This is a genomic window from Pseudomonas sp. B611, from assembly GCF_055407965.1.
Genome location: NZ_JBUZST010000002.1, coordinates 323,763 through 338,730, shown reverse-complemented (window position 1 = coordinate 338,730; position 14,968 = coordinate 323,763). Strand labels below are relative to the sequence as shown.

15 protein-coding genes are annotated in these 14,968 nt (G+C 62.0%); 6 read left to right on the top strand and 9 right to left on the bottom strand.

Translation table 11 applies throughout. The features are described 5' to 3' along the window. Positions 1-100: 100 nt before the first annotated feature. The 3 genes from alr to dadA form a co-directional block, all read right to left on the bottom strand. Positions 101-1,174, bottom strand: coding sequence for an alanine racemase (gene alr / locus ACZRMO_RS06555; RefSeq protein WP_463972304.1), 1,074 nt, complete (start codon positions 1,172-1,174; stop codon positions 101-103). Positions 1,175-1,250: 76 nt separating this feature from the next. After that, a complete protein-coding gene (locus ACZRMO_RS06550) occupies positions 1,251-1,604 on the bottom strand; it encodes a RidA family protein (RefSeq protein ID WP_463972303.1) in 354 nt (117 codons plus the stop codon). Then, positions 1,576-2,877: a D-amino acid dehydrogenase gene (dadA, locus tag ACZRMO_RS06545; protein WP_463972302.1), complete on the bottom strand. Its 1,302-nt coding sequence runs from the start codon at positions 2,875-2,877 to the stop codon at positions 1,576-1,578. Before dadA ends, ACZRMO_RS06550 begins: the two co-directional genes overlap by 29 nt. A 155-nt stretch (positions 2,878-3,032) precedes the next feature. Between dadA and ACZRMO_RS06540 the strand changes: the two genes are divergently transcribed. Next, on the top strand, positions 3,033-3,521 hold the full coding sequence (locus ACZRMO_RS06540) for an Lrp/AsnC ligand binding domain-containing protein (protein WP_003176896.1): 489 nt from the start codon (positions 3,033-3,035) through the stop codon (positions 3,519-3,521). A gap of 144 nt (positions 3,522-3,665) precedes the next feature. Here ACZRMO_RS06540 and ACZRMO_RS06535 read toward each other — a convergent pair whose 3' ends face one another. Continuing rightward, on the bottom strand, positions 3,666-4,019 hold the full coding sequence (locus ACZRMO_RS06535) for a YkgJ family cysteine cluster protein (protein ID WP_124405656.1): 354 nt from the start codon (positions 4,017-4,019) through the stop codon (positions 3,666-3,668). Positions 4,020-4,134: 115 nt separating this feature from the next. Here ACZRMO_RS06535 and ACZRMO_RS06530 point away from each other — a divergent pair, with 115 nt between their 5' ends. Further along, a complete protein-coding gene (locus ACZRMO_RS06530) occupies positions 4,135-5,427 on the top strand; it encodes an NAD(P)/FAD-dependent oxidoreductase (protein WP_463972301.1) in 1,293 nt (430 codons plus the stop codon). Here the strand turns inward: ACZRMO_RS06530 and ACZRMO_RS06525 are convergent, their stop codons facing one another. Next, positions 5,428-5,652: a DUF1127 domain-containing protein gene (locus ACZRMO_RS06525; protein ID WP_463972490.1), complete on the bottom strand. Its 225-nt coding sequence runs from the start codon at positions 5,650-5,652 to the stop codon at positions 5,428-5,430. It lies immediately after the preceding gene. A 166-nt stretch (positions 5,653-5,818) separates the two neighbouring features. On the opposite strand from ACZRMO_RS06525, the gene ACZRMO_RS06520 reads away from it, so the two are divergent. Together ACZRMO_RS06520 and ACZRMO_RS06515 are read left to right on the top strand one after the other, a co-directional pair. Further along, a complete protein-coding gene (locus tag ACZRMO_RS06520) occupies positions 5,819-7,243 on the top strand; it encodes an aminotransferase-like domain-containing protein (protein ID WP_463972300.1) in 1,425 nt (474 codons plus the stop codon). 62 nt (positions 7,244-7,305) lie between these two features. Continuing rightward, positions 7,306-8,865 (top strand): phospholipase D family protein, encoded by a 1,560-nt coding sequence (locus ACZRMO_RS06515; protein WP_463972299.1) that lies wholly within the window; start codon positions 7,306-7,308, stop codon positions 8,863-8,865. A gap of 125 nt (positions 8,866-8,990) precedes the next feature. Here ACZRMO_RS06515 and ACZRMO_RS06510 read toward each other — a convergent pair whose 3' ends face one another. Next, positions 8,991-10,133 carry an MFS transporter gene (locus ACZRMO_RS06510; RefSeq protein ID WP_463972298.1) on the bottom strand — a complete coding sequence of 381 codons (1,143 nt, stop codon included), beginning with the start codon at positions 10,131-10,133 and terminating at the stop codon, positions 8,991-8,993. Positions 10,134-10,290: 157 nt separating this feature from the next. Then, positions 10,291-11,784: an aldehyde dehydrogenase gene (locus tag ACZRMO_RS06505; protein ID WP_463972297.1), complete on the bottom strand. Its 1,494-nt coding sequence runs from the start codon at positions 11,782-11,784 to the stop codon at positions 10,291-10,293. Between the two features lie 230 nt (positions 11,785-12,014). On the opposite strand from ACZRMO_RS06505, the gene ACZRMO_RS06500 reads away from it, so the two are divergent. Continuing rightward, entirely contained in the window at positions 12,015-12,377 is a 363-nt protein-coding gene (locus tag ACZRMO_RS06500) for a cupin domain-containing protein (RefSeq protein ID WP_463972296.1), read from the top strand. A gap of 125 nt (positions 12,378-12,502) precedes the next feature. On the opposite strand, the gene rpmG is transcribed toward ACZRMO_RS06500, so the two are convergent. After that, on the bottom strand, positions 12,503-12,658 hold the full coding sequence (gene rpmG / locus ACZRMO_RS06495; RefSeq protein ID WP_003176906.1) for a 50S ribosomal protein L33: 156 nt from the start codon (positions 12,656-12,658) through the stop codon (positions 12,503-12,505). Between the two features lie 11 nt (positions 12,659-12,669). Then, the gene (rpmB, locus tag ACZRMO_RS06490) at positions 12,670-12,903 is read right to left on the bottom strand and encodes a 50S ribosomal protein L28 (RefSeq protein WP_019410280.1); all 234 of its coding nucleotides are present in this window, start codon (positions 12,901-12,903) and stop codon (positions 12,670-12,672) included. A 458-nt stretch (positions 12,904-13,361) separates the two neighbouring features. Between rpmB and ACZRMO_RS06485 the strand changes: the two genes are divergently transcribed. Then, the gene (locus tag ACZRMO_RS06485) at positions 13,362-14,954 is read left to right on the top strand and encodes an ABC transporter substrate-binding protein (protein ID WP_463972295.1); all 1,593 of its coding nucleotides are present in this window, start codon (positions 13,362-13,364) and stop codon (positions 14,952-14,954) included. Positions 14,955-14,968 lie beyond the last annotated feature (14 nt).

Below are 14,968 nucleotides of genomic sequence, written 5' to 3'. Positions count from 1 at the left end.
GATTCAGGCTTTGTTGTAATTGAGCGTTATCATGGCGACAGCGTTCAGTATTTACAACACTTGGGCCTAAATCCCGGATAGCGACGTTCGTGCCTGGCGCTCAGTCGCCGGAATAGAGCCTTGGCACCCGGCGCAGGTTGCAGAAGATCTGGTAGGGAATGGTGTCAGCCGCGACGGCGATGTCGCTGGCGAGGATGTTTTTGCCCCACAGTTCCACCGTTGCACCGAGGCCGGCCTGGGGCACGTCCGTCAGGTCGACGCACAGCATGTCCATGGACACGCGACCCAGCAATTGGCTGCGCTGCCCGGCCACCAACACCGGCGTACCGGTCGGCGCATGGCGCGGGTAGCCGTCGGCATAACCCATGGCCACCACACCGATGCGCATCGGCTTGGGCGTGATGAACCGCGCGCCGTAACCCACCGGCTCGCCGGCCGGCAGTTCGCGTACGCAGATCACTTTCGATTCCAGGGTCATCACCGGCTGCAAACGTGCGGCCACGGCCTGGTCTTCGCCAAACGGCGTGGCGCCGTACAGCATGATGCCGGGGCGTACCCAGTCGCTGGTCACGTTCGGCCAGCCCATCACCGACGGCGAGTTGCGCAGGCTGACCTCAGCGGACAAGCCCTGACGCGCCGCTTCAAATACGGCCACTTGCTCATCGCTGCGCACGCAATCGAGCTCATCGGCGCGGGCGAAGTGGCTCATCAATACGATCTTGGCGACTTTGCCGCTGGCCAGCAGGCGTTGGTACGCCTCGTGGTAGTCCTTGGGATGCAGGCCGACGCGATGCATGCCCGAATCCAGCTTGAGCCAGATGGTCAACGGTTTGCTCAGCCGGGCCTGTTCGATCGCGTCCAACTGCCACAACGAATGCACCACACACCACAGATCATGCTCGTTGATCAGCGGCAGCTCACTGGCTTCGAAAAAACCCTCCAGCAGCAACACCGGCGCACGAATGCCGGCGGCGCGCAGCTCCAACGCTTCTTCGATACACGCTACGGCAAAGCCGTCGGCCTCGGCTTCCAGCGCCTGGGCCACGCGCACGGCGCCATGGCCGTAGGCATCGGCCTTGAGCACGGCAAGGGCCTTGGCCCCCGTGACTTCACGGGCCAATTGGTAGTTATGGCGCAGGGCTTGGAGATCGATCAGGGCACGGGCAGGACGCATGGCGGCAGGCTTCTAGGCAGCAGAGTGAAAAAACCGGTGCCGCCCAATATCGTCGGCACCGGGAGAGGATCTGGGTTTACGGCAGCGCGGCCACGATGGACAGCTCTACCAGAATTTCCGGTTCGCACAGCTTGGCTTCAACCGTGGCGCGGGCCGGGGCGACGCCTTTGGGCAACCACTTGTCCCACACCGCGTTCATGCCGGCGAAATCAGCATCGATGTCCTTCAAGTAGATCGTCACCGACAGCAACCGTGTCTTGTCGGTACCGGCCAGGTCCAGCAACCGCTCGATATTGGCCAGGGTTTCACGGGTCTGCTGTTCAATCCCGGCATTCATGTCGTCGCCGACTTGCCCGGCCAGGTACACGGTACCGCTGTGGACAACGATCTGGCTCATGCGCTCATTGGTGAGCTGGCGCTGGATTGACATGTTTTGCGGACTCCTGGTGGTTGCCGTAACGGGAAATATCGAGGCCTGCGGCGCTGATCTGTGGGGTTTTCTTCGCCATCAGGTCGGCCAGCAAGCGGCCCGAGCCGCAGGCCATGGTCCAACCGAGGGTTCCGTGACCGGTGTTCAGGAACAGGTTCTTGAACGGCGTGGCACCGACAATCGGCGTACCGTCGGGTGTGGTCGGGCGCAGGCCGGTCCAGAAGGTGGCCTCGCTCAAATCGCCGCCCTGAGGATAAAGGTCGTTGACGATCATCTCCAGGGTTTCGCGCCGGCGCGGGTTCAGCGACAGGTCAAAACCGGCGATTTCCGCCATGCCGCCAACGCGGATGCGGTTGTCGAAACGGGTGATCGCGACCTTGTAGGTCTCGTCGAGAATGGTCGACGTCGGCGCCATCGCCGGGTTGGTGATCGGCACAGTCAGCGAGTAACCCTTGAGCGGGTACACCGGCGCCTTGATCCCCAGCGGCTTGAGCAGTTTCGGCGAGTAGCTGCCGAGGGCCAGCACATAGCGGTCGGCGGTTTCCAGCTTACCGTCGATCCACACGCCGTTGATGCGCTCACCGGCGTAGTCGAGGCGCTGAATGTCCTGTTCGAAGCGGAATTCCACGCCCAGTTGCTTGCACATCTCGGCCAGGCGCGCGGTGAACATCTGGCAGTCGCCGGTCTGGTCATTCGGCAGGCGCAGGGCGCCGGCGAGGATATCGGTGACACTGGCCAGGGCTGGCTCTACACGGGCGATGCCGGCGCGGTCGAGCAGTTCGAACGGCACGCCAGACTCTTTCAGCACGGCGATGTCTTTGGCGGCGCCATCCAGCTGGGCCTGGGTGCGGAACAGCTGGGTAGTCCCCAGGCTGCGGCCTTCGTAGGCAATACCGGTTTCGGCGCGCAGTTCGTCGAGGCAGTCACGGCTGTACTCGGACAGGCGCACCATGCGCTCTTTGTTCACGGCATAGCGGCTGGCGGTGCAGTTGCGCAGCATCTGCGCCATCCACAGGTATTGATCGATATCGGCGGTGGCCTTGATCGCGAGCGGCGCGTGGCGCTGCAGCAACCACTTGATGGCCTTGAGCGGCACGCCTGGCGCGGCCCATGGCGAGGCGTAGCCTGGGGACACCTGGCCGGCGTTGGCGAAACTGGTTTCCATCGCAGCGGCGGGCTGACGGTCGACCACGACCACTTCAAAGCCGGCCCGCGCCAAATAGTAGGCACTGGTCACCCCAATGACGCCGCTACCCAAGACCAGAACGCGCATTTTTATATCCTCATCGCGGCTTGACCGCCGACGTGTGTTATTCGAGCAATGATGAGCGCAGTGTAAAAAACTATTGCCAGTGCATTTCACTATATAACCGCCTATATTTGGCGACAATTCTCGGCAAAAACCCTTTTCACAGAGGCGTATCCCCTATGCGTACCAACACCCAGACCAAGCGGGAGCTGGACAAGATCGACCGCAACATCCTGCGCATCCTGCAAACCGATGGGCGCATTTCGTTCACGGAGCTGGGGGAAAAGGTTGGGCTCTCGACCACGCCGTGCACCGAGCGCGTGCGCCGGCTGGAGCGTGAGGGGATCATCATGGGCTACAACGCGCGGCTCAATCCCCAGCATTTGAAGGGAAGTTTGCTGGTATTTGTCGAGATCAGCCTGGATTACAAGTCCGGCGACACCTTTGAGGAGTTCCGCCGCGCGGTGCTGAAACTGCCCCACGTGCTGGAGTGCCATTTGGTGTCAGGGGACTTCGACTACCTGGTGAAAGCGCGGATTTCCGAGATGGCCTCGTACCGCAAATTGCTCGGCGATATCCTGCTCAAGCTGCCCCATGTGCGGGAGTCCAAGAGCTATATCGTGATGGAAGAGGTGAAAGAGAGCCTGAACCTGCCGATCCCCGATTAACCAGATAAAACTCGGTCAACTGTGGGAGCTGGCTTGTGTGGGAGCGGGCTTGCTCGCGAAAGCGGTGTGCCAGTCACTGAATGTGTTTCTGACACACCGCATTCGCGAGCAAGCCCGCTCCCACATTTAATCCGAGTACACCAGTCAGACCAGCACCTGCCGCGTGCTCGCCATGTATTCATGGATCTGCTTTTCCACCCGCGGGTGAATCAACTCCACCGGCCGGCGCCCATTGGGGCACGGCAAGGTCTTGGTGGTGCCAAACAATCGGCAGATCAACGGCCGCTCGTCATACACCGTGCAGCCGTTGGGCCCCAGGTGCACACAGTTCAGCTCATCCATGGCCGCGTCCTGCTCGGCTGCGGTCTTGCGCGGCAGGCGCGACATTTCCTCGGGCGAGGTGGTCACTGGCCCACAGCAATCGTGGCAACCGGGGACGCACTCGAACGAAGGAATCTGCCGGCGCAGCGCACTGACTTTCTGACTGTTGCAACTCATCGAAACACGTACCGAACGGCGAATAGACGTGGATTCTGCCGCAAAACGCCCTGCGCAGACAGCTTCGTCCGACCGCTGTATCCTGCGTCAAATTTTCCAAACAGGGATGCTCCCCATGACCGCCAGCGCCCGGCACACCACGTCCTACTACGCCGCCAGCAGCGTGCCGCAACCCGATTACCCGGCGTTGACCGGCGAAGTCACGGCCGATGTGTGCGTGGTCGGCGGTGGGTTTTCCGGGTTGAACACCGCCCTGGAACTGGCCGAACGGGGTTTTCGCGTGGTGCTGCTGGAAGCACGCAAGATCGCCTGGGGCGCCAGCGGGCGCAACGGTGGGCAGTTGATCCGTGGCGTCGGCCACGGCCTGGACCAGTTCGCCAACGTGATCGGCGCCGACGGCGTGCGCCAAATGAAACTGATGGGCCTGGAAGCCGTGGAGATCGTGCGCGAGCGCGTCGAGCGCTTCCAGATCCCCTGCGATTTGACCTGGGGCTACTGCGACCTCGCCAACAAGCCCCGCGACCTGCACGGCCTGGCCGAAGACGCCGAAGAATTGCGCAGCCTGGGCTATCGCCACGAAGTACGCCTGCTGAGCGCTGGCGAGATGAGCAGCGTGATCGGCTCCGAGCGTTATGTGGGCGGCATGATCGATATGGGCTCCGGCCATCTGCACCCGCTGAACCTGGCGTTGGGTGAAGCCGCCGCCGCGCAGCAACTGGGCGTGCAGTTGTTTGAGCAATCCACCGTGACGCGCATCGACTACGGCCCCGAGGTCAACGTACACACTGCCCAGGGCAACGTACGCGCCAAGACCCTGGTGCTGGCCTGCAACGCCTACCTGAATGGCTTGAACCCGCAACTCAGTGGCAAAGTGCTGCCGGCCGGCAGCTACATCATCGCCACCGAACCGTTGAGCGAAGCCCAAGCCGCGCAACTGTTGCCTCAGAACATGGCCGTGTGCGACCAGCGGGTGACGGTGGACTACTTCCGCCTGTCCACCGACCGTCGCTTGCTGTTCGGCGGTGCCTGCCACTACTCGGGCCGAGATCCGCAGGACATCGGCGCTTATATGCGTCCGAAAATGCTCAAGGTGTTCCCGCAACTGGCCGAGGTGAAGATCGACTACCAGTGGGGCGGCATGATCGGCATCGGCGCCAACCGCCTGCCGCAGATCGGCCGGCTGCCTGACCAACCCAACGTGTATTACGCCCAGGCCTATGCCGGCCACGGCCTCAACGCCACGCACCTGGCGGGCAAACTGCTGGCCGAAGCCATCAGTGGCCAGCAACAGGGGCGCTTCGACCTGTTCGCCCAGGTGCCGCACATCACCTTCCCCGGCGGCAAGCATCTGCGCTCGCCGCTGCTGGCATTGGGCATGCTCTGGCACCGGTTCAAAGAGCTGGTGTGATCACCCGCGCCAGAACGGTTTGCCCCCTTCCTGGCGCGCCTGCTCTGCGCTGAGGCCAATGTCCTGCAACTGCTCGACCGTCAGCTCCAGCAAGGCCTTGCGGGTGTGGCGGCGATGCCAGAACAGGCTCCAGCGGCTGTTGGCCGGCGCCGCCAGCGTGCGCCCCTGCCCCGCTTCCAATTCCTGACTGTGTAACGCCAACCGCACATCGCTCATGCCGCTCATCGTGTTGCCCCTCATTTGCCTGTTGCCATGAGTGACTAGGATGGGCGCGCAGGCAAAACCATTACAGACTCAATCAATTTTTATTAAATCCATACAGACACTGCCTATGGGGTCCTGAATCCTGTATTTTCGCTCCATCTGTACCGGTCTCTTGGGAGCGACCACCATGACCCTCTACGTGAACCTCGCCGAACTGCTGGGCACCCGCATCGAACAAGGCTTCTATCGCCCCGGCGATCGCTTGCCTTCCGTACGGGCCTTGAGCATGGAACACGGGGTCAGCCTGAGCACCGTGCAACAGGCCTATCGTTTGCTGGAAGACAATGGCATGGCGATGCCCAAGCCCAAGTCCGGCTACTTTGTGCCGGTCGGCCGCGAGCTGCCGGCGCTACCGGAAATCGGGCGCCCGGCCCAACGCCCGGTGGATATTTCCCAGTGGGACCAGGTGCTGGAACTGATTCGCGCCGTCCCGCGCAAAGATGTCATACAGATGGGGCGCGGCATGCCGGATGTACTGTCGCCGACCCTCAAGCCCTTGCTGCGCAGCCTGGCCCGCGTGAGCCGTCGCCAGGATCTGCCGGGGCTGTATTACGACAACATCATGGGCTGTATGGAATTGCGCGAGCAGATCGCCCGACTGTCATTGGACTCCGGTTGCCAACTGACCGCCGACGATATCGTGATCACCACCGGTTGCCATGAGGCACTGTCCGCCAGCATCCACGCCATTTGTGAGCCCGGGGATATTGTCGCGGTGGATTCGCCGAGCTTTCACGGCGCCATGCAGACCCTCAAGGGATTGGGCATGAAAGCCCTGGAAATCCCCACCGACCCGATCACCGGCATCAGCCTCGAAGCCCTGGAACTGGCCTTGGAGCAGTGGCCGATCAAGGTCATCCAGCTCACCCCCAACTGCAACAACCCCCTGGGCTATATCATGCCGGAGGTACGCAAGCGGGCACTGCTGACCCTGGCCCAGCGCTTTGACGTGGCGATCATCGAAGACGATGTGTATGGCGAATTGGCCTACAGCTACCCGCGCCCGCGCACGATCAAATCCTTCGACGAAGATGGCCGCGTGCTGCTGTGCAGTTCGTTCTCGAAAACCCTCGCCCCGGGCCTGCGCATTGGTTGGGTAGCGCCAGGGCGTTACCTGGAACGGGTGCTGCACATGAAATACATCAGCACCGGCTCCACCGCGACCCAACCGCAGATCGCCATTGCCGAGTTTCTCAAAAGCGGTCATTTCGAACCGCATTTGCGGCGGATGCGCACCCAATACCAGCGCAATCGCGACTTGATGCTCGACTGGGTCAGTCGTTACTTCCCTGCGGGTACACGGGCCAGCCGTCCCCAGGGCAGCTTTATGCTGTGGATCGAGCTGCCAGACGGCTTTGACACGCTGAAACTCAACCGGGTCCTGATGGAACAAGGCGTACAGGTGGCCGTGGGCAGTATCTTCTCGGCTTCCGGCAAGTACCGGAACTGCCTGCGCATGAACTACGCTGCCAAGCCAACCCCGCAGATTGAAGAAGCGGTGCGCAAGGTCGGCGCCGCCGCGATCAAGCTGCTGGCCGACACGGTGGACTGACCTTTCGCGGGAAATGGCCGTCATATGCCTACAACCGCCCTGACCCGGAAGCGACTCCCTTGATGATTCGACGGCTACTCCCGCTTCTCCTGCTGGGCGCCCTGGGCGGCTGCGCCACGGTGACGACACCGCGCATCCCTAGCGACGCCCTGCCCGCCGCGCAATCGTCATTCGGCCGCTCGATCCAGGCCCAGGCCGCGCCTTATCAGGGCCGCTCCGGGTTTCGCCTGCTGCCCAACAGCAGCGAAGCCTTCATGGCCCGCGCGGAATTGATCCGCAATGCCCAGACCAGCCTCGATTTGCAGTATTACATCGTCCACGACGGCATCAGCACGCGCATGCTCGTGGATGAGCTGCTCAAGGCTGCCGACCGTGGCGTACGCATCCGCATCCTGCTGGACGACACCACCAGCGACGGCCTCGACCAGATCATCGCCACCCTCGCCGCCCACCCCAAGATCGAGATTCGCCTGTTCAACCCGCTGCACCTGGGGCGCAGCACCGGCGTGACGCGGGCGATGGGGCGCCTGTTCAACTTGTCGCTGCAACACCGGCGCATGCACAACAAGCTGTGGCTGGCCGACAACAGTGTCGCCATCGTCGGCGGGCGCAATTTGGGTGATGAGTATTTCGACGCCGAACCCAACCTGAACTTCACCGACATCGACATGCTCAGCGTGGGCCCGGTGGCCGAACAGCTCGGGCACAGCTTCGACCAGTACTGGAACAGCGCCCTGAGCAAGCCGATTGACGACTTCGTCTCCAACGCGCCATCCAAAGGCGACCTGACCGCCGTGCGCGAGCGCCTGCAAGCGTCGCTGGCCGAATCACGCCAGCAGAACCACGCGCTGTACAACCGCCTGCGCACCTACCAGACCCAGCCGCGCATGGACATCTGGCGGCGCGAGCTGATCTGGGCCTGGAACCAGGCGCTGTGGGATGCGCCGAGTAAAGTACTGGCCACCGCCGAGCCCGACCCTCGATTGCTGCTGACCACCCAACTGGCGCCGGAACTGGAAGGGGTCAGCCACGAGCTGATGATGATCTCGGCGTACTTTGTGCCGGGCGAGCCTGGGCTGGTGTACCTGACCGGTCGCGCGGACGCGGGGGTGTCAGTGAGCCTGCTGACCAACGCCCTGGAAGCCACCGACGTACCGGCCGTGCACGGCGGCTATGCGCCGTACCGCAAAGCGCTGCTGGAACATGGGGTAAAGCTCTATGAGCTGCGCCGCCAGCCGGGCGATGGCGGCGGCAGCGGGCCCCACCTGTTTCGGCGCGGCATATACCGGGGCTCGGATTCAAGCCTGCACAGCAAGGCGATGATCTTTGATCGGGAGAAATCGTTTATCGGCTCGTTCAACTTTGACCCGCGTTCGGTGCTGTGGAACACCGAGGTGGGTGTGCTGGTGGACAGTCCTGAATTGGCAGAGCACGTGCGCAACCTGGCCTTGCAGGGCATGGCGCCGGCGTTGAGTTATGAGGCGAAGTTGCAGGATGGGCAAGTGGTGTGGGTGACGGAGGATGATGGCCAACTGCACACATTGACCCGTGAGCCGGGCAGTTGGTGGCGGCGCTTCAATGCATGGTTCGCCACATCGGTCGGCCTGGAACGCATGCTCTAAAAACAGCGAGGATCCAATGTGGGAGCGGGCTTGCTCGCGAATGCGGAGTGTCAGTCACTGAATGTGCTTCTGAAACACCGCATTCGCGAGCAAGCCCGCTCCCACATTTTTCACCGCATTTCAAATCAGGCTGGCTGTGCTGCACCGAACGCCCCTTGGCGCAGCAGCAACAACACCAAGCCCAACGCGCCCGCCGCCATCAACCACGGCAACGCATGCCCGCTGATCCACTGGCTCCCCGCCCCCGCGACCAACGGCCCGATCAGGCAACCGATGCCCCACAACTGCGCCACATGGGCATTCGCGCGCACCAGTGCATCGTCGCGGTAGCGTTCGCCGATCAGGATCAGCGACAAGGTAAACAAACCGCCAGCACTGGCACCGAACACCACCCACACCGGCCAGATCAGCGGCGTGTGCAGCAGCAGCGGAATGGCCAGGCTCGACGCCAGCAACAGCACCGCACACGCGAGGAACAGCGAGCGTCGCGGCAGGTAGTCCGCCAGTGCGCCGATGGGTAATTGCAGCAACGCATCGCCGACCACCACGGTACTGACCATCGCCAGGGCAATTTCGGCGGTGAAGCCCTGTTGCAGGCAATACACCGGCAGCAGTGTCAGAATCATCGCCTCGAACGCGGCGAACAATGCCACCGCCCAGGCAATCGCTGGCAGGCTCCGACAGAAGCGCCACAGGTCGGCGAACGTCACGCTGAACGACTCGGCAGTCGGTGCGCCGGAGCGCCCCAACAACAGCACTGGCGCGACCACCAGCAGGCCAACGCCGACCCAGAAACCGTAATCGTGGTCGGTGCCGATCACGCCCAACAGCAATGGCCCGGACAACTGGCTCAGGGCATAGCTGCAGCCATACAACGCCACCAGCCGGCCACGCCACTGCTCCACCACCAATTGGTTGATCCAGCTTTCGCCGAGGATAAACACGATGGTCAGGATCACCCCGATCATCAGCCGCAGCACCAGCCACACCGGGTAGCTGGGCAAAATCGCCAGCAAGCCGATGGACACCGCGCCGGCCCACAGGCACAGGCGCATCAGGTTGGCAGTGCCCAGCCACGAGGCCATGCGGCTGGAAATCTTCGCGCCCAGCAGTACGCCGAAGGCCGGCATCGCGGCCATCACACCGATGGCGAAGCTGCCGTAGCCCCAGCCTTCCAAGCGCAGGGACACCAGCGGCATGCTGACACCCAACGCCAGGCCGACACTGAGTACCGACGCCAGGACGGCGAAATAAGTCGCCCAACGCATTTCCACGCTCCTGTGGATAATTCTAAAGAACACCTAAAACACTGTGGGAGCGGGCTTGCTCGCGAATGCGGTGGGTCAGCCAGCTCATCTGGTACTGATACACCGTATTCGCGAGCAAGCCCGCTCCCACATTTTTACCTGCGGTGAGCCCTGAAAGTTACAGCTTGATCCAGGTGGATTTCAGCTCGGTGTATTTGTCGAACGCATGCAGCGACTTGTCGCGGCCATTACCCGACTGTTTGAAGCCACCAAACGGTGCGGTCATGTCGCCGCCGTCGTATTGGTTGACCCACACGCTACCGGCGCGCAGGGCCTTGGCGGTCAGGTGCGCCTTGGAAATATCCGCTGTCCACACCGCTGCGGCCAGGCCGTAGATGGTGTCGTTGGCGATGGCGATGGCCTCTTCGGCACTGTCGAAGGTGATCACCGACAGGACTGGCCCGAAGATCTCTTCCTTGGCGATCTTCATCGCGTTGGTCACACCGTCGAAAATCGTCGGCTCGACGTAGGTGCCGCCCGTCTCTTCCAGGGTGCGCTTGCCGCCCGCAACCAGTTTGGCGCCGTCAGCGTGGCCGGCTTCGATGTAGGACAGCACGGTATTCATCTGCTGGGTGTCCACCAGCGCGCCGACATTGGTGGCCGGGTCCAGCGGATTTCCTGGCTTCCAACCCTTGAGGGCTTCGATCACCAGGGGCAGGAATTTGTCCTTGATGGAGCGCTCGACGAGCAGGCGCGAACCGGCGGTGCACACTTCGCCCTGGTTGAAGGCGATGGCGCCTGCGGCGGATTCGGCGGCGGCTTGCAGGTCCGGGGCGTCGGCGAACACGATGTTCGGGCTCTTGCCGCCCGCTTCCAGCCACACGCGCTTCATGTTCGATTCACCGGAGCGGATCAACAGTTGCTTGGCGATCTTGGTGGAGCCGGTGAATACCAGTGTGTCGACATCCATGTGCAGCGCCAACGCATTGCCCACGGTGTGGCCGTAGCCCGGCAGTACGTTGAATACGCCTTTTGGAATACCCGCTTCAACGGCCAGGGCAGCGATGCGGATGGCGGTCAGTGGGGATTTTTCGGACGGTTTGAGGATCACCGAGTTACCGGTGGACAGCGCCGGGCCGAGCTTCCAGCAGGCCATCATCAAGGGGAAGTTCCACGGCACGATGGCGGCGACAACGCCGACTGGCTCGCGGGTCACCAGGCCTAGCTGGTCGTGAGGGGTGGCCGCGACTTCATCGTAGATCTTGTCGATGGCCTCGCCGCTCCAGCTCAACGCGTTGGCGGCGCCGGGCACGTCGATGTTCAGGGAGTCGCTGATCGGTTTACCCATGTCCAGGGTTTCGAGCAGCGCCAGCTCTTCGGCATTGGCCTTGAGCAGCGCGGCGAAACGGATCATGGTGGCTTTGCGCTTGGCCGGCGCGAGGCGCGACCAGACACCGGAATTGAAGGTGGCGCGGGCATTTTCCACGGCGCGCTGGGCGTCAGCGGCGTCACAGCTGGCAACAGTGGCCAGCAGGCGGCCATCGACCGGGCTGATGCATTCGAAGGTGTCGCCGGAAACGGCGTCGGTGTACTCGCCATTGAGGTAGGCGCGGCCTTCGATCTTCAGGTCCTTGGCGCGCTGTTCCCAGTCGGCACGGGTCAGGGTGGTCATGCGAGTGTCCTCCTCTTATTGAATACAAGGGCCAGGCGATGTCCCCCGGCAGCCTCAAAGAATTCTTGCCCGGCCAGCCTGCTGTTCGGCTCAAGGCAGCTGCCACCCTAAACCAGCGGCTGGGGATGTTTCAATATATTTGACATAACGCCGGTAAACGCCCTTGCGATGTTCATTTTAATAAACATAGACTTTGGGCTCCCCAACCGCAGGCCAGACGGGACACGCACATGAGCATCCAGGACATCGTCGACTTCAGCCAAGCCAAGACCCTCGCAGACCGTTACCGCCCCGCCGCCGAAAAAATCCTCAAGGGCGACCCTGAGCAAACGATCTACAACCATTACAACAGCCCATGCGGCCAGATGAGCGCAGGCGTCTGGGAAGGTGAAGTCGGGCAGTGGAAGGTCAACTACACCGAGCACGAATACTGCGAGATTGTGCAGGGCGTTTCGGTACTGCGCGATGGAGACGGCAACGCCAAGACCTTGCGCAGCGGCGATCGCTTCGTGATCCCGGCCGGTTTCAGCGGCACCTGGGAGGTACTGGAGCCGTGCCGCAAGATCTACGTGGTATTTGAACAGAAAGCCTGATCAAGACGGCGGGACGCGGAGCGTCCGAAGCGGCGCTCCCACGCAGAGCGTGGGAACGATCATTCCAGGCAAAAAAAAGCCCGCATCGTGAGATACGGGCTTTTTTTCACAAGGAAGAAAATCAATTACTTGATTTTGCCTTCTTTGTAGATCACGTGCTTGCGAACGCGCGGGTCGAACATTTTCTTTTCGAGCTTGTCCGGGGTAGTACGCTTGTTCTTGTCGGTAGTGTAGAAGTGACCAGTACCGGCGCTAGAGATCATTCGAATCAATTCACGCATGATAGAGCTCCTTAGATCTTGCCAGCGCGGCGGATTTCGGCCAGCACGACAGTGATGCCACGCTTGTCGATGATGCGCATGCCTTTAGCAGATACGCGCAGACGAACAAAACGTTTCTCTTCTTCAACCCAGAAGCGGTGATGCTGCAGGTTTGGCAGGAAACGACGACGGGTTTTGTTATTTGCGTGGGAAATGTTATTCCCAGTCACCGGACCCTTACCGGTAACTTGACATACTCTCGACATGCCTCAGCCCTCTAAAACCACATGCCCAACCCGGCATGGGTTGGCCGCTTAATCTCTCAGTCATTTGGCGCCAGGCGCCGCGTTTCTTTAGGGTCTTACCGGCTACACCTACAAGCGAAGGAACCGGGCCCCTAGAAAAGAGCGCTGCTTTATACCAGAAAGACCCTAGTGCAACAACAGCCCGTGTGTTTTTACCGGCGTAAATCTAGGCAAAACACACCTGAACCGTTGCCAGGAGGGGCCGCTGTCACAGCCGACCGCTCGTCGCACCGAATGATTTACAGCGCCCACGCGCACGGCAAAGTGCGCAGCGGAACGCGCTGAGGCGCCATGAAAACAGCATTTGAAGCAAAAGCACAGGCAAAAATGGACTAGTCATTTACCAATCAGACCTCTACGGTAGGACTTTTCCAGACTGCACTCGCAGATGGGCCTTCGATCTGCAAAGGAAACCGAACATGCGCCTCGCTGCCCTACCGCTATTGCTAGCCCCTCTCTTTATCGCCCCGCTGGCCTCTGCCGCCAGCAACCTGAGCGTCTGCACCGAGGCCAGCCCCGAAGGGTTCGATGTGGTGCAATACAACTCATTGACCACCACCAACGCCTCGGCCGACGTGCTGATGAACCGCCTGGTGGACTACGACGCAGCGAGCGGCAAGCTGGTGCCCAGCCTGGCGGACAGCTGGGAAGTGTCGCCAGATGGCCTGACCTACACCTTCAAGCTGCACCCGGACGTGAAGTTCCACCGCACCGAGTACTTCACCCCCAGCCGCACCCTGACCGCCGAAGACGTGCGTTTCAGCTTTGAACGCATGCTCGACCCGGCCAACCCATGGCACAAGATCGCCCAGAGCGGCTTCCCCCACGCACAGTCGCTGCAACTGCCGACGCTGGTGAAGAAGATCGACGCCCTCGACCCGCTGACCGTGCGCTTCACCCTGGATCACGCCGACTCCACGTTCCTCGCCGCCCTGAGCATGGGTTTTGCCTCGATCTACCCAGCCGAATACGCCGACAAGCTGCTCAAGGCCGGCACCCCGGAGAAGCTCAACAGCCAGCCAATCGGCACCGGGCCGTTCATCTTCAGCCGCTTCCAGAAAGACGCCGTGGTGCGCTACAAGGCCAACCCGGATTACTTCGCCGGCAAACCACCTGTGGATAACTTGATCTTCGCCATCACCCCGGACGCCAACGTGCGCCTGCAGAAACTGCACCGCGACGAATGCCAGATCGCCCTGTCACCCAAGCCCCTGGATGTGGGCGAGGCCGAAAAAGACCCGGCACTCAAGGTCGAGAAAACCCCGGCCTTCATGACGGCCTTCGTCGCCATCAACAGCCAGCACCCGCCGCTGGACAAGCCCGAAGTGCGTCAGGCGATCAACCTGGCCTTCGACAAGGCCAGCTACCTCAAGGCCGTATTTGAAGGCACCGCCGAAGCCGCCAACGGCCCATACCCGCCCAATACCTGGGGCTACGCCAAGGATCTGCCGGGTTATCCACAGGACCTCGCGAAAGCCAAGGTGCTGCTGGACCGTGCCGGCCTCAAGGACGGCTTCAAGACCACCATTTGGACCCGCCCCACCGGCAGCCTGCTGAACCCCAACCCCAACCTCGGCGCGCAATTGTTGCAAGCCGACCTGGCCAAGGTCGGCATTCAGGCCGAGATCCGCGTGATCGAATGGGGCGAGCTGATTCGCCGCGCCAAGGCTGGCGAACACGACCTGCTGTTCATGGGCTGGGCCGGCGACAACGGCGACCCGGATAACTTCCTGACGCCGCAGTTCTCCTGTGCGGCGGTGAAATCCGGCACCAACTTCGCCCGCTACTGCGACCCGGCCCTGGACAAGCTGATCAGCGCCGGCAAGACCACCAACGAACAAGGGGTGCGCAGCAAGCTGTACCAGCAGGCCCAGGCGCAGATCCAGCAGCAGGCGTTGTGGTTGCCGCTGGCGCACCCGACCGCGTTTGCCCTCGCGCGCAAAACGGTAGAGGGCTACCAGGTGAGCCCGTTCGGCCGCCAGGACTTCTCGAAGGTCAGCGTCAAGCCTTGAGCACTCGCCCCGCC